Annotated in this window: 24 protein-coding genes and 1 pseudogene; 20 read left to right on the top strand and 5 right to left on the bottom strand. The window is 38.6% G+C overall.

Translation table 11 applies throughout. The features are described from left to right. Positions 1-62: 62 nt before the first annotated feature. The 4 genes from HMPREF2655_RS09065 to HMPREF2655_RS09050 form a co-directional block, all read right to left on the bottom strand. Positions 63-686: a histidine phosphatase family protein gene (locus HMPREF2655_RS09065; RefSeq protein ID WP_070838660.1), complete on the bottom strand. Its 624-nt coding sequence runs from the start codon at positions 684-686 to the stop codon at positions 63-65. Then, the gene (locus HMPREF2655_RS09060; protein WP_070838658.1) at positions 686-1168 is read right to left on the bottom strand and encodes an aminoacyl-tRNA deacylase; all 483 of its coding nucleotides are present in this window, start codon (positions 1166-1168) and stop codon (positions 686-688) included. The genes HMPREF2655_RS09065 and HMPREF2655_RS09060 overlap by 1 nt, the downstream gene beginning before the upstream one ends. Continuing rightward, positions 1168-2010 (bottom strand): DUF368 domain-containing protein, encoded by an 843-nt coding sequence (locus HMPREF2655_RS09055; protein WP_070838656.1) that lies wholly within the window; start codon positions 2008-2010, stop codon positions 1168-1170. Before HMPREF2655_RS09055 ends, HMPREF2655_RS09060 begins: the two co-directional genes overlap by 1 nt. Positions 2011-2116: 106 nt before the next feature. Then, on the bottom strand, positions 2117-2917 hold the full coding sequence (locus HMPREF2655_RS09050; protein WP_070838654.1) for a glycoside hydrolase family 25 protein: 801 nt from the start codon (positions 2915-2917) through the stop codon (positions 2117-2119). Between the two features lie 155 nt (positions 2918-3072). Between HMPREF2655_RS09050 and glmU the strand changes: the two genes are divergently transcribed. The 7 genes from glmU to HMPREF2655_RS09015 all read left to right on the top strand — a co-directional run bounded on the left by glmU (position 3073) and on the right by HMPREF2655_RS09015 (position 9057). Then, entirely contained in the window at positions 3073-4452 is a 1380-nt protein-coding gene (glmU, locus tag HMPREF2655_RS09045; protein ID WP_070838652.1) for a bifunctional UDP-N-acetylglucosamine diphosphorylase/glucosamine-1-phosphate N-acetyltransferase GlmU, read from the top strand. 9 nt (positions 4453-4461) lie between these two features. After that, complete coding sequence (locus HMPREF2655_RS09040) at positions 4462-5007, top strand: NUDIX hydrolase (protein ID WP_000393798.1); 546 nt, start codon at positions 4462-4464, stop codon at positions 5005-5007. Positions 5008-5018: 11 nt separating this feature from the next. After that, positions 5019-5330: a cell wall synthase accessory phosphoprotein MacP gene (gene macP, locus HMPREF2655_RS09035; protein WP_000517856.1), complete on the top strand. Its 312-nt coding sequence runs from the start codon at positions 5019-5021 to the stop codon at positions 5328-5330. A gap of 16 nt (positions 5331-5346) precedes the next feature. Further along, positions 5347-6039, top strand: coding sequence for a 5'-methylthioadenosine/adenosylhomocysteine nucleosidase (locus HMPREF2655_RS09030; protein WP_070838650.1), 693 nt, complete (start codon positions 5347-5349; stop codon positions 6037-6039). 76 nt (positions 6040-6115) lie between these two features. After that, positions 6116-6610: a chromosome segregation protein RocS gene (gene rocS / locus HMPREF2655_RS09025; protein ID WP_000021249.1), complete on the top strand. Its 495-nt coding sequence runs from the start codon at positions 6116-6118 to the stop codon at positions 6608-6610. Between the two features lie 81 nt (positions 6611-6691). Further along, positions 6692-7285: a 3'-5' exonuclease gene (locus HMPREF2655_RS09020; protein ID WP_045617044.1), complete on the top strand. Its 594-nt coding sequence runs from the start codon at positions 6692-6694 to the stop codon at positions 7283-7285. A gap of 8 nt (positions 7286-7293) precedes the next feature. Then, positions 7294-9057 (top strand): glycerophosphoryl diester phosphodiesterase membrane domain-containing protein, encoded by a 1764-nt coding sequence (locus HMPREF2655_RS09015; RefSeq protein WP_070838648.1) that lies wholly within the window; start codon positions 7294-7296, stop codon positions 9055-9057. A gap of 38 nt (positions 9058-9095) precedes the next feature. On the opposite strand, the gene HMPREF2655_RS09010 is transcribed toward HMPREF2655_RS09015, so the two are convergent. Beyond that, on the bottom strand, positions 9096-9395 hold the full coding sequence (locus HMPREF2655_RS09010; protein ID WP_070838646.1) for a YbaB/EbfC family nucleoid-associated protein: 300 nt from the start codon (positions 9393-9395) through the stop codon (positions 9096-9098). Between the two features lie 439 nt (positions 9396-9834). Here HMPREF2655_RS09010 and HMPREF2655_RS09005 point away from each other — a divergent pair, with 439 nt between their 5' ends. The 13 genes and pseudogenes from HMPREF2655_RS09005 to HMPREF2655_RS08945 all read left to right on the top strand — a co-directional run. Continuing rightward, a complete protein-coding gene (locus HMPREF2655_RS09005; protein WP_000638514.1) occupies positions 9835-10542 on the top strand; it encodes an IspD/TarI family cytidylyltransferase in 708 nt (235 codons plus the stop codon). A gap of 4 nt (positions 10543-10546) precedes the next feature. Further along, a complete protein-coding gene (locus tag HMPREF2655_RS09000) occupies positions 10547-11569 on the top strand; it encodes a ribitol-5-phosphate dehydrogenase (RefSeq protein WP_049550400.1) in 1023 nt (340 codons plus the stop codon). 16 nt (positions 11570-11585) lie between these two features. Further along, positions 11586-12443, top strand: coding sequence for a phosphotransferase family protein (locus HMPREF2655_RS08995; RefSeq protein WP_049550399.1), 858 nt, complete (start codon positions 11586-11588; stop codon positions 12441-12443). Position 12444: 1 nt separating this feature from the next. Then, positions 12445-13323, top strand: coding sequence for a DMT family transporter (locus HMPREF2655_RS08990; RefSeq protein WP_049550398.1), 879 nt, complete (start codon positions 12445-12447; stop codon positions 13321-13323). Between the two features lie 11 nt (positions 13324-13334). Beyond that, positions 13335-14024 (top strand): sugar phosphate nucleotidyltransferase, encoded by a 690-nt coding sequence (locus HMPREF2655_RS08985; RefSeq protein WP_000643950.1) that lies wholly within the window; start codon positions 13335-13337, stop codon positions 14022-14024. 190 nt (positions 14025-14214) lie between these two features. Continuing rightward, positions 14215-14691 carry a PTS sugar transporter subunit IIA gene (locus HMPREF2655_RS08980; RefSeq protein WP_049550397.1) on the top strand — a complete coding sequence of 159 codons (477 nt, stop codon included), beginning with the start codon at positions 14215-14217 and terminating at the stop codon, positions 14689-14691. Positions 14692-14728: 37 nt separating this feature from the next. Beyond that, on the top strand, positions 14729-15034 hold the full coding sequence (locus HMPREF2655_RS08975) for a PTS sugar transporter subunit IIB (protein ID WP_000590551.1): 306 nt from the start codon (positions 14729-14731) through the stop codon (positions 15032-15034). 54 nt (positions 15035-15088) lie between these two features. Further along, positions 15089-16564, top strand: a complete 1476-nt coding sequence (locus HMPREF2655_RS08970) for a PTS galactitol transporter subunit IIC (RefSeq protein ID WP_049479423.1) — start codon at positions 15089-15091, stop codon at positions 16562-16564. A gap of 102 nt (positions 16565-16666) precedes the next feature. Continuing rightward, the gene (locus HMPREF2655_RS10155) at positions 16667-17563 is read left to right on the top strand and encodes an aldose 1-epimerase family protein (protein ID WP_083321254.1); all 897 of its coding nucleotides are present in this window, start codon (positions 16667-16669) and stop codon (positions 17561-17563) included. A gap of 286 nt (positions 17564-17849) precedes the next feature. After that, complete coding sequence (lacA, locus tag HMPREF2655_RS08960; protein WP_000029277.1) at positions 17850-18275, top strand: galactose-6-phosphate isomerase subunit LacA; 426 nt, start codon at positions 17850-17852, stop codon at positions 18273-18275. Positions 18276-18304: 29 nt separating this feature from the next. Continuing rightward, on the top strand, positions 18305-18820 hold the full coding sequence (gene lacB, locus HMPREF2655_RS08955) for a galactose-6-phosphate isomerase subunit LacB (RefSeq protein ID WP_001216920.1): 516 nt from the start codon (positions 18305-18307) through the stop codon (positions 18818-18820). A gap of 10 nt (positions 18821-18830) precedes the next feature. After that, the gene (locus HMPREF2655_RS08950) at positions 18831-19760 is read left to right on the top strand and encodes a tagatose-6-phosphate kinase (protein WP_070838644.1); all 930 of its coding nucleotides are present in this window, start codon (positions 18831-18833) and stop codon (positions 19758-19760) included. A gap of 1 nt (position 19761) precedes the next feature. Continuing rightward, positions 19762-20088 (top strand): annotated as a pseudogene (locus HMPREF2655_RS08945) (tagatose-bisphosphate aldolase); the annotation flags it as partial.

Raw genomic sequence — 20088 nt, 5'->3', positions numbered from 1 at the left:
AGAGAAATTCACGGATATTCTTTGAAAACTAAAAAGAACTTGACTATTAAGATCAAGTTCCATTATTTTCTTTGATAGGAAGTGTCATTCCATCTTTCCAGAGTAAAGGTTTCAAAATCATCGGTCTCCAAAATTGTCAGACTAGCATTGGACAAGCCTCCATCTTTGCGGAGGTGGGCTTCTTTATAGCCTAAAAGTGTACGAAGGCTAGCAGTGAGATTTGCACCATGCCCGACTATCAGAACTCTTTCAGCCGGACTTTCTTTCAGAGATTTGATAAACTGAATGGTTCGCTGAGTCGTAGAGTAGAGGGACTCAGCTTCAAACATCTTCGTATCAAACTGGGCCAGATTAGAGCGAAAGGCCTTGATTTGTTGTGGGTAAATGGCATTGAGTGTAGCGATTTTTAATCCCTCTAGTTTGCCAAGTTGCCATTCACGTAGGTCAGGAATGCTCTTCAAAGGACAAGGGGCTAGGAGTTGACTTTGGATAATCTCAGCAGATTTGACTGCTCTGGGTAAATCACTAGAATAAATCGTATCAAAAGAAATTTCCTTGAGATGTTGACCCAGTTGTTTTAGGATGTCAATGGACTCTGGAAGAAGGGGAGAGTCACCGCTAGCACCTTGAAAACGTCCTTCAAGATTCCAGACAGTCCGACCATGGCGGACAAAATAGAGTTTCATCAGTTGTTTTCCTCCAAGAGATCAGCAAAATCTGCTTTTACAAAGTTGGCTAAGTCTTGAGGTCGGATGATGATACTGTGCCCAACTTCTCCAGCAGAGACAATCATTTTGTCCAAATTCAAAGCAGTCTGATCAATAAAAATGGGATAATTGTGTTTTTGGCGAATGCCGACGGGGTTATTAGCCCCATGAATATAGCCTGTCGTTTTTTCTAGGTCTTTTTGTGGAATCATGCTCACTTTTTTATTACCAGAAACCTTTGCTAGTTTTTTCTCAGCGAGGTGTTCTGTTATAGGAAGGATTCCGATGATTGGCCCCGTCTTGTCACCCAGCAGAGCCAAGGTTTTAAAGATATGTGTTCGATCATAGTCTGAAGGAAGTTCACCCTCAAGTGCATTGATTTGAATACCTGTATGGTCAATACCCGCTTTGGTCAAGATTTGTTCGACCAAGGTTTTTTTAATCTTAACTTTCTTTGCCATTATTTATACTTATCCTCCAATTGACTCATCCAGATACCAAGCCAAATTCCAAGCGCAAAGAAGAAGGCGATGAGAACATAACTCACAATAGAAAGTCCAGTGTATTGGATACTTTCAGCATTTCCAGAATTTGGAATCAAAATCAAGAGGGTGCTTGAAAGCACAATCCCAATGATAAAGTGATACACACGGGAGTGGTAGTTGTTCAAGGCGTGGTCCATTAATTTTGAAAAAATGATGAGGGTTGCACCTGCACCTATTCCGATAGGAAGGAAAGTACCGAATAAATCAAAGGTCTTAAAACCAGTTAGCATTGGAGCGTACAGCCCTAAAATCAAGAGTAGATTTGACGGACTTAAACCAGGCACCAAGACACCTAGAGCTAAAAGAGCACCCGCTAAGATAAAACTAGCGAAACTAGCACTGAGAGAACCAACAACAAAGTTTAGCGCGTAGAGCCCTAGGCCTGAAAGGATAAAGGTGGTCCAGAACCAGACTAGGTCAATCTTATCACGATCAGATTCTCGAGTAGATTCTTTAAGGAGGCTAGGAACCGTACCGATGATAGCTCCAGCAAAACTCCATAAAACATAGACCTGGTAATTTTCTAGCAGATACTCGATTGGATAAGAAAACAAACCAATGCCTAGCAACATCCCGATTGCTACTGGGATAAAGTATAGGACATTCTCTTTAAAATCCTTAAAGGGGTGAGCCAGAAAGCTAATCATTCGCTCGTAGATACCCAAAATTGCGGCTAGAACTCCTCCAGAAATCCCGGGCAAGATAAATCCTAAGGCGATGACGATTCCTTTAATAACTCTTGCAATCCATGAAAACATAATAAAATCCTCAATTTCATAAAATTCTTTCTCTATCCTATCAATTATAACACAGACGAGAAGAAAATGAAAAAACAAGTGAAAAAGAGAGCAATTTTCACTTGTTTTATGGTCTTAAAAATAGTTTTCTGAAGGTTTCTTCTTTTTCCTTCAAGGTAGAAATGAGATTAATATCTAAATGATGCTCAAATCCAGCAATTCTTCCTTTTGAAGTATACTGATGGAGGTCATAGTCTAAATCTGTATTAGGCGTTGTTTCAAAGTAACCTGAATCCGTTCCATAAGATGGAATCCAGACAGCAGAGAATTTCTCTGTATTGATACTATGCTCTTGCATGAAATAAACACCGATGTAAATTCCGATATTTTTGGCGCCAAGCGCTTCTAGTTTAGCTCGAAAAGCTTCAACACCTTCGTTCATATCAGACATTGTCTTTTCTTCGACGTCTAACCAATAGTAACTAGGGTTGTATGGAGAAGCAGCATTGTAGAAAACCTCAGCAGCTTTTTCCATTTCTTCCTTACTAGTACCTGCTAGATAGGCATAAACAGCAACTGGAACATTGCGTTTTTGAAATTCTGAAATATGACTTATATAGGCTTTATCGACACCATTGACATAGGCGGCATTATTTGTTTCAGTATGTTGAGCCCCATTGTGGACACGAACAATAACACCAGAAATATTTTGAGACAAGGTATCGTAGTTGATTTCCTCAGGTCTTTGCCAGCCAGAGACGTCAATAATAGGTTTGTCAAGATTATGCAAGGCCTGATTTTCAACCTGGACTGCATTGGGTTTTGACTTGACAGGATGGTCTTCATAAGTTGGTCTATTGAGGATCAAAATAGCTATAAATATAGTAAATAAAGTAAAAATAATAGCTGGATGAATCTTTTTTCTCATATTTAAATAGTTTAACGTAAATAGATAAAAAAATCAAAGAAAACATCGGAAAAAGTGAATATATGGGCGTCTTTTCCCTATTTCTCTGTTTGTTTACTCCTAAGAAACTAAATTATGGTATAATATAAGGGAATTTCTAGAGAAAAGAGAAGATTATGTCAAATTATGCCATTATTTTAGCAGCGGGAAAAGGTACTCGCATGAAATCAGATCTTCCAAAGGTACTTCACAAAGTAGCTGGAATTTCGATGTTGGAACATGTTTTTCGTAGTGTTGGTGCTATTCAACCTGAAAAAACAGTTACTGTAGTTGGTCACAAGGCAGAGCTAGTTGAGCAAGTATTAGCCGGTCAGACAGACTTTGTTACCCAAACAGAACAACTAGGAACTGGGCATGCTGTCATGATGGCAGAGCCAATTTTGCAAAATTGCTCTGGTCATACTTTGGTTATCGCTGGGGATACTCCTCTGATTACAGGTGAAAGTTTGAAAAACCTCTTGGATTTCCATATCAACCACAAAAATGTTGCGACGATTCTAACAGCTGAAGCAGCTGATCCTTTTGGATATGGTCGTATCGTCCGTAACGATAATGCTGAAGTTCTTCGTATTGTTGAGCAGAAAGATGCCACAGACTTTGAAAAACAAATCAAGGAAATCAATACCGGAACTTATGTATTTGACAACCAACGTCTTTTTGAAGCTCTTAAAAACATCAACACCAACAATGCCCAAGGTGAGTACTATATTACTGACGTGATTGGTATTTTCCGTAATGCGGGTGAAAAGGTTGGGGCCTATACTCTCAAGGATTTTGATGAAAGTCTTGGGGTAAATGACCGTGTAGCTCTAGCGACTGCAGAAGCAGTGATGCGTCGCCGTATCAACCAAAAGCATATGGTTAATGGTGTTAGCTTTGTCAATCCGGAAGCAACTTACATCGACATTGATGTTGAGATTGCTCCCGAAGTCCAAATCGAAGCTAATGTTACCTTGAAAGGTCAAACGAAGATTGGGGCGGAAACTGTTTTAACAAATGGAACTTATATCGTGGATAGCGATATCGGAGCTGGAGCTGTGATTACGAATTCCATGATTGAGGAAAGTACAGTTGCAGATGGTGTGACAGTCGGTCCGTATGCTCATATTCGTCCAGGCTCAAGTCTAGCTTCCCAAGTTCACATTGGAAACTTTGTTGAAGTAAAAGGATCTTCAATCGGTGAAAATACCAAGGCAGGTCATTTGACCTATATCGGAAACTGTGAGGTAGGTAGCCATGTTAACTTTGGCGCAGGCACGATTACAGTTAACTACGACGGGAAGAATAAGTACAAGACTGTCATTGGCAATAATGTCTTTGTTGGATCAAACTCAACCATCATTGCTCCAGTGGAACTTGGTGATAATTCACTAGTTGGAGCTGGTTCAACGATTACAAAAGATGTTCCAGCTGACGCCATTGCTATTGGACGTGGACGTCAAGTTAATAAAGATGAATATGCACTACGTTTGCCTCATCATCCTAAGAATCAGTAGGAGTCTATCATGGAATTTGAAGAAAAAACGATTAGCCGGAAGGAAATCTATCAAGGTCCTATTTTTAAGCTAGTGCAAGATCAGGTAGAACTACCAGAAGGAAAGGGAACTGCCCAACGTGATCTGATTTTTCACAATGGAGGCGTATGTGTTCTAGCTGTGACAGCTGAGGATAAAATCGTCCTTGTTAAGCAATACCGAAAAGCTATTGAAGCTATCTCTTATGAAATTCCTGCTGGTAAACTGGAAATTGGTGAAAATGCAGATCCCATGTCGGCGGCTCTTCGTGAATTGGAGGAGGAAGTTGCCTATACGGGTAAGTTAGAGCTTCTATATGATTTCTACTCTGCTATTGGTTTTTGTAATGAAAAATTAAAACTCTACCTTGCAAGAGATTTAACTAAGGTGGAAAATCCTCGTCCGCAAGATGATGATGAAACCTTAGAAGTTCTAGAGGTCAGTCTCGAGGAAGCAAAAAACTTAATTCAGTCTGGCCATATCTGTGATGCCAAGACGATTATGGCAATCCAGTACTGGGAATTACAAAAGAAATAGAGGAGTAGCCCATGGGAAAACCTTTGTTAACAGATGAAATAATCGAACGTGCCAATCGTGGGGAGAAAATCTCCGGGCCACCTCTTCAAGATGACGAGGAAACTAAAATTTTATCAACTTCTTCACAAAACTTTGGTTATTCACGTTCTAGAGACTATAATTCTATTCAAGATACTTTAACAATTGAAGTAGAGCCAACGATTCATAAGAGCCGTCGCATTGAGAATACTAAGAGGAATGTTTTTAACTCGAAACTAAACAGAATCTTATTTACAGTCATCCTACTCTTGATTTTACTTGTGTTGGCGATGAAACTTTTGTAATAGAAAAGGAAATAAAATGAAAATTGGAATCATTGCAGCAATGCCAGAAGAGCTCCTACACTTGACTAAGAATTTAGATAGAGCGCAAGAAGTCCAAGTCCTCGGAAATACTTACTACACTGGCACTGTTGGCAAGACAGAAGTTGTTCTAGTTCAGAGTGGGATTGGAAAGGTCATGTCAGCTATGAGTGTAGCGGTGTTAGCTGACCATTTCCAAGTGGATGCCGTTATCAATACAGGATCAGCAGGTGCAGTTGCAGAAGGGATTGCCGTTGGAGATGTAGTAATTGCGGATAAATTGGCTTACCATGATGTGGATGTAACTGCTTTTGGCTATGCTTATGGTCAGATGGCTGGTCAACCTCTTTACTTTGAATCCGATAAGAACTTTATCGCTAGGATTAAAGAGAATTTATCTCAATTAGAACAGACCTGGCACCTAGGATTGATTGCCACAGGGGATAGCTTTATAGCTGGATATGATAAGATTGCTAGTATCAAATCCCACTTTCCAGATGTTTTAGCAGTTGAAATGGAAGGGGCAGCGATTGCACAGGCGGCTCAGGCTCTTGGTCTACCTTTCTTAGTCATTCGTGCTATGAGCGATAATGCCAATCACGAAGCTTCTATCTCTTTTGATGAGTTTATTATCGAAGCTGGACGTCGTTCTGCCCAAGTTTTACTGGCCTTTTTAAAGGCTATGGAATAAGCGGAAATTTGACAGTTTATCTAGCTTATGATAAGATTTAAGTAAAGAAAAGCTAGAAAACGTTTCAGAGGATATTATGAGTATTGAAATGACCGTCAGTGAGATTGCAGAGGTCTTAGGACTCTCTCGTCAAGCAATCAACAATCGTGTCAAAGAACTTCCAGAAGAGGACACGAAAAAAAATGACAAAGGTGTAACTGTAGTTACTCGAAGTGGCTTGATTAAGCTAGAAGAAATCTATAAAAAAACGATTTTTGAAGATGAACCAGTCAGTGATGATGTCAAACAACGCGAACTGATGGAAATCTTAGTCGATGAGAAAAATGCTGAAATTCTTCGTTTATATGAGCAGCTCAAGGCCAAAGACCAGCAGTTGGCAGAAAAAGATGAACAGATGCGTGTTAAAGATCGACAGATTGCTGAAAAGGACAAACAATTGGACCAACAGCAACAATTAACTCTTCAAGCGATGAAGGATCAAGAAAGTTTGAAACTAGAGTTGGACCAAGCAAAAGAAGAAGTTCAAGCTACCAAAAAAGGCTTTTTTGCTCGCTTATTTGGAGGAAAATAAAGAAGCTGTTTGGGTTATTCACTAACCTGATAGCTTCTTTTATTATTTATGGTTTAAATTGAGTCGGAACCGAGGTAAAAGATGGAAAAATTAAGAGATTATATTGCCTTTGATTTGGAGTTCAATCAATACGAAGGGGTTACCCATTTAATTCAGGTATCGGCAGTTCGCTTTCAAAATGGTCAAGAAATAGGTGCCTTTGATTCTTATGTTCATACTACAGCGCCTTTGAAGAGTTTTATCAATGGCTTGACTGGAATCACAGCTGAAACCTTGAAAGATGCGCCAATGGTGGAGCAAGTTTTAAGGGATTTTCAGATTTTTGTTGGCAATTTACCTATAGTTGGATACAATGCGGCTAAAAGTGATCTGCCTATTCTCTTGGAACATGGCTTGGACTATCATGACCAGTATAAGGTTGATTTATATGATGAGGCTTTTGAACGGCGTAGTTCTGACTTACACGGCATAGCCAATCTTAAATTGCAAACTGTAGCGAATTTTTTAGGTTTTCATGGGAAGTCTCATAATAGTTTAGAGGATGCCCGCATGACGGCGCGTGTTTACGAAGCTTTTTTGGAATCAGATGAAGGAAAGCTATTAATAGAAGACCAGAGTAGTTTTTCTATGAATAATCCTTTCAGTGGCTTAGATTTATCCCAATTTTTAGACTAGGAGTGCCTATGAAACCTGAAAAACCTAAAAAGCTAGGTTTTAGGAAAATTTACTATAACCTAGATAAAATACTATTTCTATTTTTCTTGATTTTCATGATGGTAGAGTTTGTTTGGTTACCATTGAATTCATGGATAGCTGGCATACTTCTAAGACAAACAGGTTACTTGTTTATCTCCTACAATAACTTTTGGGCGATTATACAAGGCTCGCCTTTTGTCAGTTTAGCCTTTCTCATTTTAATAGCAATCAATCTTTTAGTGGCTTATTTTCAAATCTGTCTTTTGTTCATCGGGGCGCGTCACCTTCTCTACCATGAAAAGAGAACCTTGATTGAGTATAGTAGAAAAGTCTTTCACCAGAGCTTTCTATTTGTCAAACGATTGAGCTTTTGTAAGATGGCTTTTGTCTTTTTTTACATTGCTATGCTTTTCCCGTTCATCCGTAAGATTTTAAAAATCTATTACCTCAACAAAATTATTATCCCTGATTTTATCGTTACATACCTAGAAGATAAGAACTGGCTGGTAGGGCTGTTGATCATAGCATCCGCTTGGATCTTTCTCTACATTTCTGTTCGCTTCATGTTTGCCCTTCCTAAGATTCTCTTTGAAAGAAAGACAGTAAGAGAAAGTGTGAAATATAGTCTCCAAAAGACGAAGAAAAACGTCCTTTTCTTCTCTTGGCATCTCCTACTCATTATCATTAAAACCTATCTCTTCTTCTTTGTCTTGTTAATCCCCTTGCTCTTTGCTCAGGCAGTAATGGATAATTTTACTCAAAAAGAATCCTTGATTCTTGGTGTGATTAATTTTGTCTTGATTAAAAACCTCCATTACATGACTCTGACTTATTTCCTAGTGAAGTTTGTTTCCTTCCTGACAGGAGAAGAGTTGGAGATCATGCCAAGGCGAAAGAAAGACCATTTGATGAGGTGGGGAGTCATGGGGTGTGCAAGTATCTTCTTTGCTTTAGAAGGTTACATCTATTTGGAGTCTCCGGATACCAATACACCTTTAGTGATTTCGCACAGAGGAGTAAGTAATAAAAATGGTGTTCAAAATACTGTGCAGTCTTTGGAAAAGACAGCTCAACTAAAACCAGATCTCATTGAAATGGATGTTCAGGAAACGAAAGACGGTCAGTTCGTGATGATGCACGATGCTAACCTTAAATCGCTTGCAAGAATTAATGCTACACCGCAAGACTTAACTCTGGATGAATTAACAAATACAGATATTTACGAGAATGGTTATCAAACAAAGATTTCAAGCTTTGATGCGTATTTAGAGCGTGCAAATGCTTTAAACCAAAAATTGCTGATTGAGATTAAAACCAGTAAAAAAGATAGTCCGCAAATGATGGACCATTTCCTCGAAAAGTATGGGGCGACTATCAAGAAATATGGACACCAGATGCAATCACTAGACTATCATGTGATTGATAAAGTGTTGACTTATGATTCTGAAATTCCAGTTTACTTTATTCTTCCCTATAACAGTATCTTCCCAAGAACCAAGGCAACGGGTTACACTATGGAGTACTCGACTTTGGATGAATACTTTGTCAATAAACTCTGGACAACTGATCAGAGACTCTATGTTTGGACCGTAAATGGTTCGGAGGCATTTGATAAAGCAGTTCGTCTCGGCGCAGATGGCATGATTACTGATGATCTTGAAATGGTCCAGTCACAAGTCACAATGGCTCAAGACGATCCGGAATATACGGAATTACTCTTAAAGAAAGCAATGGAATTCTTTGATTTCTAAGAAAAAAAGAGAAACATCTGTTTCTCTTTTTTTGTGGATTAGAAAGGCAATTTTCCAGCGAAAGCTCCTAGTTTCTTCTTAGTCGTTTCATCAATTTGTTCAAGAGCAGCGTTAACTGCTTGAACAGTCATATCTGAAAGTGTTTCGAGATCTTCTGGATCTACAACTGCTGGGTTGAAGTCAATGCTGACAACTTTTTTGTCTCCAGTCAAAGTTGCTTGGACAAGGTCCTGAGCTGATTTTCCAACAAATTCCATGGCAGCGAGTTCTGCTTGGCTTTGTTCCATTTGTTTTTGAAGTTTTTGTGCTTGGCGCATCATGTTTTGCATGTTCATCATGGCGGTTTACAGTTTCCTTTTTCTATTATTTTCTTTTTTATTTTATCAATTTTAGGGGCAAAAGTCTATTATTTGTTTAATTCATGAGATATATAACCTTTTATAATGAGTCTCTCAAACAACTTTTAAGAAATTTACTATGCACACCTAGTATTCTTTGATAAACAAATAATTTCATTTAAGCTTTCTTTAAGGTTTCTATTATATCCTAAAGAACTCTATATTAACCGAACGTTGAGAGGAGAATATAGAGGATAACCTATTTTTATTTCTTAATTTGTTATGGTCTTTCCAAATTTAGTAAGGCATTGTTCACTTTTTGACTTAAATGGTGTGTTGATTAGACTAAATGACACTCTGTCTTTTCTTCATGATGGAGACAGATTGTGATATAATAGATGGTAATGAGTTTTTTAGAATAAACTAAAGGAGAATATAAATGATCTATGCAGGAATCCTAGCCGGAGGAACTGGCACACGCATGGGAATCAGTAATTTACCAAAACAATTTTTGGAGTTGGGTGATCGTCCTATTTTGATCCACACAATTGAAAAATTTGTTTTGGAACCAAGTATTGAAAAAATTGTAGTTGGAGTTCATGGAGATTGGGTGTCACACGCTGAGGACCTAGTTGACAAGTATCTTTCTCTCCACAAGGATCGCATCATCATTACCAAAGGTGGGGCTGATCGCAATACCAGTATCGAGAAGATTATTGAAGCTATTGATGCCTATCGTCCAATCACTCCAGAAGATATTGTGATTACCCACGACTCTGTTCGTCCATTTATCACACTTCGCATGATTCAGGACAATATAAAACTGGCTCAAAATCATGATGCGGTTGATACAGTAGTAGAAGCAGTTGATACCATTGTTGAAAGTACTAATGGTCAGTTTATCACTGATATTCCAAATCGTGCTCACCTCTATCAAGGTCAAACGCCTCAGACTTTCCGTTGCAAGGATTTCATGGATTTGTATGGTTCCCTATCTGATCAAGAAAAGGAAATCCTGACGGATGCATGTAAGATTTTTGTTATCAAAGGAAAAGACGTTGCACTAGCTAAAGGGGAATATTCAAATCTTAAAATCACAACTGTGACAGACCTGAAAATCGCGAAAAGTATGATTGAGAAAGACTAAGGCTATGATTAATCAAATTTATCAACTGACCAAACCAAAGTTTATCAATGTAAAATATCAAGAAGAGGACATTGATCAGGAGAATCATATCCTGATTCGTCCAAATTATATGGCGGTTTGTCATGCAGATCAACGTTACTATCAAGGGAAACGCGATCCAAAGATATTGGCTAAAAAGCTTCCTATGGCCATGATTCACGAGTCTTGTGGAACTGTTATCTCAGATCCAACTGGTACTTATGAAGTCGGTCAAAAGGTAGTTATGATTCCCAATCAACCGCCTATGCAGAGTGACAAGGAGTTCTACGAGAACTACATGACAGGGACCTACTTCCTATCTAGTGGCTATGACGGCTTTATGCGAGAATTTGTCTCTCTTCCAAAAGATCGTGTTGTGTCTTATAATGATATTGAGGACACAGTTGCAGCCATAACTGAGTTTGTAAGTGTTGGCATGCATGCTATGGATCGCTTCCTGCATCTTGCTCATAGCAAGAGAGAGCGCATCGCTGTTATCGGAGATGGTAGTTTGGCCTTTGTGGTTGCCAATATTATCAATTACACTCTACCAGAAGCAGAGATTATCGTTATTGGTCGCCATTGGGAAAAATTGGAGCTCTTCTCTTTTGCAAAAGAGTGCTACATCACGGATAATATCCCAGAGGATTTGACCTTTGATCATGGATTTGAGTGTTGCGGTGGTGATGGTACAGGACCAGCTATCAATGACCTGATTCGCTATATTCGTCCACAGGGAACGATTCTCATGATGGGAGTGAGTGAATACAAGATCAATATCAATACGCGAGATGCTTTGGAAAAAGGATTGTTATTAGTAGGCTCATCTCGTTCAGGACGCGTCGATTTTGAGAAGGCTATTCAAATGATGGAAGTCAAAAAGTTTGCGAATCGTCTGAAGAATATCCTTTATGTTGAAGAACCTGTGAGAGAAATCAAGGACATTCACCGTGTCTTTGCTACAGACCTAAATACTGCTTTCAAAACAGTATTTAAGTGGGAAGTGTAGAAGATGGAGGTTAATTGTGGAGAAACTCATCAAAGAAAAAATTTCTTCTTTACTATCTGATGAAGAGGAAGTACTCAGTGTTGAACAGCTGGGAGGCATGACCAATCAAAACTATTTGGTTAAAACAACCAACAAACAGTATATTGTGAAATTTTTTGGTAAAGGGACTGAAAAACTCATCAATCGTCAAAATGAAAAGTACAATCTTGAACTTTTAGAGGATTTAGATTTAGATGTCAAAAAATATCTCTTTGATATTGAGTCAGGGATTAAAGTAAATGAATACATCGAATCAGCAGTAACTCTTGATTCAACATCAATTAAGTCCAAGTTTGAAAAGATTGCACCAATTTTACAAACCATCCACGCTTCAGGGAAAGAATTAAGAGGAGAATTTGCTCCTTTTGAGGAAATCAGCAAATATGAATCCTTGATTGAGGGAGCTATCCCTTATGAAAACTATGAAGCTGTAAGAAAAGATGTATTTTCACTAGAAAAGAGATTGGCTGATTTGGGTGTTGATAGAAAGTCCTGTCACATCGATTTGGTACCAGAAAACTTTATCGAGTCACCACAAGGTCGTTTGTATTTGATTGACTGGGAATACTCTTCTATGAATGACCCAATGTGGGATTTGGCAGCTCTTTTCTTAGAGTCTGAATTTACAAAGCAAGAGGAAGATGCTTTCCTTTCCTACTATGAAAGTGACAAAACGCCTGTATCACGTGAGAAGATTCGTATCTATAAAATCTTGCAAGATACTATCTGGAGTTTGTGGACAGTGTACAAAGAAGCTCAAGGGGCTGATTTTGGAGATTACGGTGTCAATCGTTACCAAAGAGCTGTCGAAGGTTTGACTTATTATGGAGGTTAGGATGAAGAATAAAAATGGTGTTTCCTTTGGTCTGCTCTCTGGTATCTTCTGGGGATTAGGTCTAACGATTAGTGCTTATATCTTTTCAATTTTTACAAATCTTTCGCCTTTTGTTGTGGCTGCCGCTCATGATTTCTTGAGTATCTTTATCTTGTTAGCTTTTCTTTTGGTAAAAGAAAGAAAAGTTCGTCTCTCGATTTTCTTAAATATTCGAAATGTAAGTGTAATTATCGGAGCTTTACTAGCAGGACCAATAGGTATGCAGGCCAATCTTTATGCGGTTAAATATATCGGTAGTTCACTAGCTTCATCTGTATCAGCTATTTACCCAGCAGTTTCAGTTTTGCTCGCCTTCTTCATTTTGAAACACAAGGTTTCAAAGAATACAGTATTCGGTGTTTTCTTGATTATTGCAGCGATCATTGCTCAAACCTACAAGGTTGAACAAGTTAACTCGTTTTACATTGGGATTCTTTGTGCCCTTATCTGTGCCATTGCCTGGGGGAGTGAAAGTGTTCTCAGCTCCTATGCTATGGAAAGTGATTTAAGTGAAATTGAAGCCTTGTTAATTCGACAAGTAACCTCATTCTTGTCCTATCTAGTGATTGTGCTCTTTTCTCACCATTCATTTGCAGAAGTAGCAGATGGGCAATTGCTCGGTTTGATGTTAGTCTTTGCAGCATGTAATATGATTTCATACTTAGCCTACTACATTGCTATCAACCGTTTACAACCTGCAAAAGCAACTGGGTTGAACGTAAGCTATGTCGTATGGACAGTATTGTTCTCAGCAATGCTTTTAGGTACACCACTCGATATGCTGACAATCATCACTTCACTTATTGTTATGGCTGGTGTTTATATTATTATTAAAGAATAAAGGAGATTCGTGTGAAAGCGATTATTTTAGCAGCGGGCCTAGGAACTCGTCTGCGCCCTATGACTGAAAATACCCCAAAAGCTTTGGTTAAGGTTAATCAAAAACCTTTGGTAGAATACCAAATTGAGTTTTTGAAAGAGAGAGGAATTGATGAGATTATCATCGTTGTCGGTTACCTCAAAGAACAATTTGACTACCTAAAAGAAAAATATGGTGTTCGTTTAGTCTTTAACGACAAGTATGCTGATTACAATAACTTTTACTCACTTTATTTAGTAAAAGAAGATTTGGCTAACAGCTACGTCATCGATGCAGATAACTATCTTTTCAAAAATATGTTTCGAAACGATCTTAAACGTTCTACCTATTTTAGCGTTTATCGTGAAGACTGTACGAATGAGTGGTTCTTGGTTTACGGTGATGACTACAAGGTTCAAGACATTATTGTTGACAGCAAGGCTGGTCGTATTCTGAGCGGAGTTTCATTCTGGGATGCACCAACTGCTGAGAAGATTGTTGGCTTTATTGACAAAGCTTACGAGAGTGGTGAATTTGTTGATCTTTACTGGGACAACATGGTTAAGGATAATATCAAAGAATTAGATGTCTATGTCGAAGAATTAGAAGGAAATAGCATCTATGAAATTGATAGTGTAAAAGATTACCATAAGTTAGAAGAGATTTTATCTACTATTGAGTAAGGAAAGAGAAGAAGGCTTGAGCCTTCTTTTTTTGTGTATTTTATAACAAGAATGTTTGATATTGATTGTATTCTTTAAATGAAACAAAAATTACAAAAAAATGAACAAAATAAAACAAAAATTATTGACAACGATTTCATATAGTGTTATACTTATTACATAAAAGATAATTGAAAGAAGGGAAAATGTTATGGGATTAGATCATTTCTTTGACAAAAACCTGGTGTTTTGCTTAGAAGCGGATAATCAAGAACAACTCTTTGATCAGGTAGCAAGCTTGTTGGAAGAACGAGAAATTGTCACTCCAACTTATCGTGAAGCCTTGATCACGCGTGAAAAGTCATTTCCAACTGGTTTAGATATGGATTTTCTAGGAAAGGACTTGCCAAATGTAGCGATTCCTCATACAGATATTGTTCATAATCTAGCTGAGAAAGTGGTGGTTGTTCGATTAGAAAAACCAGTAACTTTTCACAATATGATAGCTCCTGATAAGGAAGTAGAAGTATCCCTACTCTTCTTTATCATTAACAACTCAAGTTCAAGTCAAACAAATATTCTGGCTCAGTTGATGGACTTTTTCACAGGAAATGGACATCTGGAAGATCTATCAAAAATTTCCGAACCAGAAAAACTTTATGCTTACATTTCCGAAGCAACCGCTTAATCTTGTCTATTAAAAAATAAAATCGGAGGAAATCCAAATGATTAAAATTCTTGCTGCCTGCGGTGCAGGTGTTAACTCAAGTCACCAAATTAAAAGTGCTCTAGAAGAAGAACTTTCAAACCGTGGTTATGACGTTCACTGTGATGCAGTCATGGTGAAAGATGTAAACGAAGACCTTATCAAGGGCTACGATATCTTTACACCAATCGCTGCAACTGACCTTGGTTTTGAACCAGGTATTCCAGTAATTGAAGCTGGACCAATCTTGTTCCGTATTCCAGCGATGAGCGCACCAGTATTTGACAATATTGAAGCAGCTATCAAAGAACATGGACTAAGCTAATTTATTCTTTATCTTGTTAACATTCATATAACTAAAAAAACGGGAGGAACTATTATGGATGTCATTATCGAACTAGCCAATAAGATTTTCAAGCCAGTCTTGGAAATGGGTGGTCCTATCATCATGCTGATCATCTTGACAGTATTGGCCTTACTATTTGGAGTGAAATTCTCCAAAGCGCTTGAAGGTGGTATTAAACTTGCCATCGCCCTTACTGGTATCGGTGCCATCATCGGTATGCTCAACGGAGCTTTCTCAGCATCACTTGCGAAATTCGTTGAAAACACAGGTATTCAGTTAAACATCACTGACGTTGGTTGGGCACCACTTGCTACGATTACTTGGGGATCTGCCTGGACACTTTACTTCTTGCTTGTGATGTTGATTGTCAACGTTGTGATGCTTGCAATGAAGAAAACGGACACACTTGACGTTGATATCTTTGATATCTGGCACTTGTCAATCACTGGTCTTTTGATCAAATGGTATGCAGACAACAATGGTGTTAGCCAAGGAGTTTCACTTTTCATCGCAACTGCAGCAGTTGTTCTTGTAGGTGTTTTGAAAATCATTAACTCTGACTTGATGAAACCAACATTCGACGACCTTCTTAATGCACCAAGTTCATCACCAATGACTTCAACTCACATGAACTACATGATGAACCCAGTCATCATGGTTTTGGATAAGATTTTTGAAAAATTCTTCCCAGGTCTTGATAAATATGACTTTGACGCTGCAAAATTGAACAAGAAAATCGGTTTCTGGGGATCTAAATTCTTCATCGGTTTCATTCTTGGTATCGTTATTGGTTTGATGGGTACTCCACACCCAGTTGCAGGTGTAGAAGGAGCTGATAAATGGGAACTTGTTATTAAAGGTTGGTTGAGCCTTGGTTTGACTGCCGGTGTAGCTTTGGAACTCTTCTCACTTATCGGATCTTGGTTCATCGCAGCCGTAGAACCACTTTCACAAGGTATTACAAACGTTGCTACTAAACGTCTTCAAGGACGTAAATTCAACATCGGTCTTGACTGGCCTTTCATCGCTGGTCGTGCTGAAATCTGGGCTTGTGCCAACGTACTTGCTCCAATCATGCTAGTAGAAGCTGTGCTTCTTTCAAACGTCGGTAATGGTATCTTGCCTCTTGCAGGTATCATCGCTATGGGTGTGACTCCAGCTCTCTTGGTTGTTACACGTGGTAAACTGCTCCGTATGATTATCTTCGGAACACTCTTGTTGCCTCTCTTCCTTCTTTCTGGTACTCTTATCGCACCATTTGCAACAGAACTTGCTAAAGGTGTAGGTGCCTTCCCAGAAGGTGTGAGTCAAACTCAATTGATTACTCACTCAACTCTTGAAGGACCAATCGAAAAACTTCTTGGTTGGGCAATTGGTAATGCCACAACAGGTGATATTAAAGCAATCCTTGGCGCAGTAGTCTTCCTTGTATTCTATGTAGGTATCTTTGCTTGGTATAGAAAACAAATGATTAAACGTAATGAAGAATACGCAGCAAATGCTAAATAATTCGCTCCTATAAAATGTAAATTGTGAAAACTAGGTTGTCAGTTTCCTAATGGGGAGTGACAGCCTAGTTTTTTATAAACTATCAAGAAATCGGAGAAAATAATGGTAATTGAAATAAAATCAGAGCAATTGACGGTCCAATTTAAAACTTTTGGTGGTGTCTTGTCGTCAATTAAAGACCGAGATGGCATTGAATATTTGTGGCAAGGGGATGCAACTTATTGGAGTGGACAAGCTCCAGTACTTTTTCCAATATGTGGCTCTTTGAGAGAGGATACAGCCTTATACAGTCACGCTGATGGAACGGAAACAAAAGGAAGTATTCCGCGTCATGGTTTGGTCCGTAAAAATGAATTTGAGTTAGTTGAACAAACAGAAAATAGCGTAACTTTTGCTATCGAAGATAATGAGAATACTTATCAAAACTATCCTTATCATTTCCGCCTTGAAATCACTTATGAAGTGACTGGCAAGACTGTTCGTACTCAATACAAAGTCTTCAATAAAGAGACTAGCAAGGTAATGCCATTCTTTATAGGAGGACATCCAGGATTTAATTGTCCTCTGCTAGATGGCGAAACTTATGAAGATTACTATTTAGAGTTTGAGAAAGAAGAGACTTGCTCTGTTCCCCGTCCTTTCCCAGAAACTGGCATGTTAGACTTTCAAGATAGAAGTCCATGGTTGGATTCGCAAAAGGAAGTGGATCTCAGTTACGATCTGTTTAGTGTTGATGCAGTGACTTTGGATGAGTTGCAATCCAGAACAATTTCCCTTCGTTCTCGTAAACATGAGAAGGGATTAAAAGTACACTTCCAAGAGTTTTCAAATCTCATCATTTGGTCAACTTTGAATAAGGGACCTTTCATTGCCTTTGAACCTTGGTCTGGCTTGTCAACATCTCTTGAAGAAGGAGATCATCTAGAAGATAAGAAGAATGTTCGTCTCCTAGAACCTGGTCAAGTAGATCAGATTGGCTTTGATATTGAAATATTTTAGATTAAAAACTATAAAAACAAACATTTACTGTTGACTTTTTCTATAAATAGGAGTATATTATGTTTGTAAGCAACAAATGATGTTTGTAACAAACAAATAATCACTTGTTATATTCTCTGTCGCAGAGAAAGTTTCTTTCTAGGAACTTGATTTCCTGGACTTGGATAAGGTGATATTCATCTCATTCAATCAAATTTGTCAATAAACTGCTAGAAAGTCTTTTGTAGGTAAACTGCTAACTATAAAAGTTTTTACTAGCCTAGAATAATAAAAAGGAGTATACAATATGTCTATTGTTATCGGTGCAGATGCTGCAGGTTTGAGATTGAAAGAAGTTGTGAAAGACTTCTTGGAAAAAGAAAACTTCCACGTTGTGGATGTTACAGCTGAAGGTCAAGACTTTGTTGATGTGACTCTTGCTGTTGCCGCAGAAGTAAACAAAGAAGAACAAAATCTTGGTATCGTGATTGATGCTTATGGGGCTGGTCCATTTATGGTCGCAACTAAAATTAAAGGAATGGTTGCCGCAGAAGTATCTGACGAACGTTCAGCTTATATGACTCGTGGACACAACAACTCACGTATGATCACTATGGGTGCACAACTTGTTGGTGATGAATTGGCTAAAAATATTGCTAAAGGATTTGTTAACGGTAAATACGACGGTGGTCGTCACCAAATTCGTGTTGATATGTTGAACAAAATGTGCTAATTAGATTACAGTAAGAAAGGTAAGTTAAAATGAGAATTGCAATTGGATGTGACCACATCGTAACAGATGAAAAAATGGCGGTTTCAGAATTTTTGAAATCAAAAGGATATGAAGTCATCGACTTTGGTACCTATGACCACACACGTACTCACTACCCAATCTTTGGTAAAAAAGTTGGTGAAGCCGTTACAAGCGGTCAAGCTGATCTTGGGGTATGTATCTGTGGTACTGGTGTTGGTATCAACAACGCTGTAAATAAAGTTCCAGGAGTTCGTTCTGCCTTGGTTCGTGATATGACAACAGCACTTTATGCAAAAGAACAATTGAATGCCAACGTTATTGGTTTTGGTGGTAAAATTACTGGTGAATTGCTCATGTGCGACATCATTGAAGCTTTCATCAAAGCTGAATACAAACCATCAGAAGAAAACAAAAAATTGATTGCGAAAATTGAGCACGTTGAAACTCACAATGCTCATCAAGCAGATGCAAACTTCTTTACAGAATTCCTTGAAAAATGGGATCGCGGTGAATACCACGACTAAGAGGTGACGCATGATTTTAACAGTCACGATGAATCCATCCATTGATATTTCCTATCCCTTGGATGAATTAAAGATTGATACTGTCAATCGTGTGGTGGATGTAACCAAAACAGCTGGTGGGAAAGGTCTCAATGTTACGCGAGTTCTTTCAGAATTTGGAGATTCTGTTGTTGCTACTGGTCTAGTTGGTGGTAAACTTGGTGAGTTTTTAGTAGAAAACATCGACGATAAAGTAACGAAACGTTTCTTCTCCATTCAAGGAGAGACTCGTAACTGTATCGCTATTCTGCACGGAGACAACCAAACAGAAATTCTTGAGAAAGGGCCTGAGGTTCTAGAACAAGAAGGGCAAGATTTCTTAGCTCATTTTGAGAATCTTCTTGAGACTGTAGAGGTCGTAGCCATCTCAGGTAGTCTTCCGGCTGGTCTTCCAGTTGACTACTATGCAAACTTAGTAGAGCTTGCTAATAAAGCAGAGAAACCAGTTGTTCTAGACTGCTCAGGAGCTGCTCTTCAGTCTGTCCTTGAATCACCACACAAACCAACAGTTATCAAACCAAATAACGAAGAATTGTCTCAGCTTCTTGGAAAAGAAGTTTCAGAGGATTTGGATGAATTAAAAGAAGTTCTTCAAGAGCCTCTATTTGCAGGGATTGAGTGGATTATCGTTTCACTTGGTGCAAATGGTGCTTTTGCAAAACATGGTGATACCTTCTACAAGGTAGATATTCCGAGAATTCAAGCAGTTAATCCAGTTGGATCTGGAGATTCTACTGTTGCAGGTATTTCATCAGGTCTTCTTCATAAGGAATCAGATCAAGAACTCCTCATCAAGGCCAATGTCCTTGGTATGCTCAATGCCCAAGAAAAGATGACAGGTCATGTCAATATGACCAACTATCAAGCTTTATATGATCAATTAATAGTAAAAGAGGTATAAAATGGCTTTAACAGAAAAAAAACGTGCACGCTTAGAAAAACTCTCTGACGAGAACGGCATTATCTCAGCTCTTGCCTTTGACCAACGTGGTGCTTTGAAACGCCTCATGGCTCAATACCAAACAGAAGAACCAACAGTCGCTCAAATGGAAGAACTTAAAGTCTTGGTGGCTGATGAATTGACAAAATACGCATCCTCTATGCTTCTCGACCCAGAGTATGGACTTCCAGCTACAAAAGCGCTTGATGCCAATGCTGGTCTTCTCCTTGCTTATGAGAAAACTGGCTACGACACAACAAGCACCAAACGCTTGCCTGACTGCTTGGAT

Origin of the sequence: Streptococcus sp. HMSC066F01 (assembly GCF_001837335.1) — a bacterium.
In the GTDB taxonomy this organism is placed as follows: domain Bacteria; phylum Bacillota; class Bacilli; order Lactobacillales; family Streptococcaceae; genus Streptococcus; species Streptococcus oralis_S.
The sequence above is the reverse complement of the archived record's forward strand: the minus strand, read 5'-3'. Positions and strand labels throughout refer to the sequence as shown.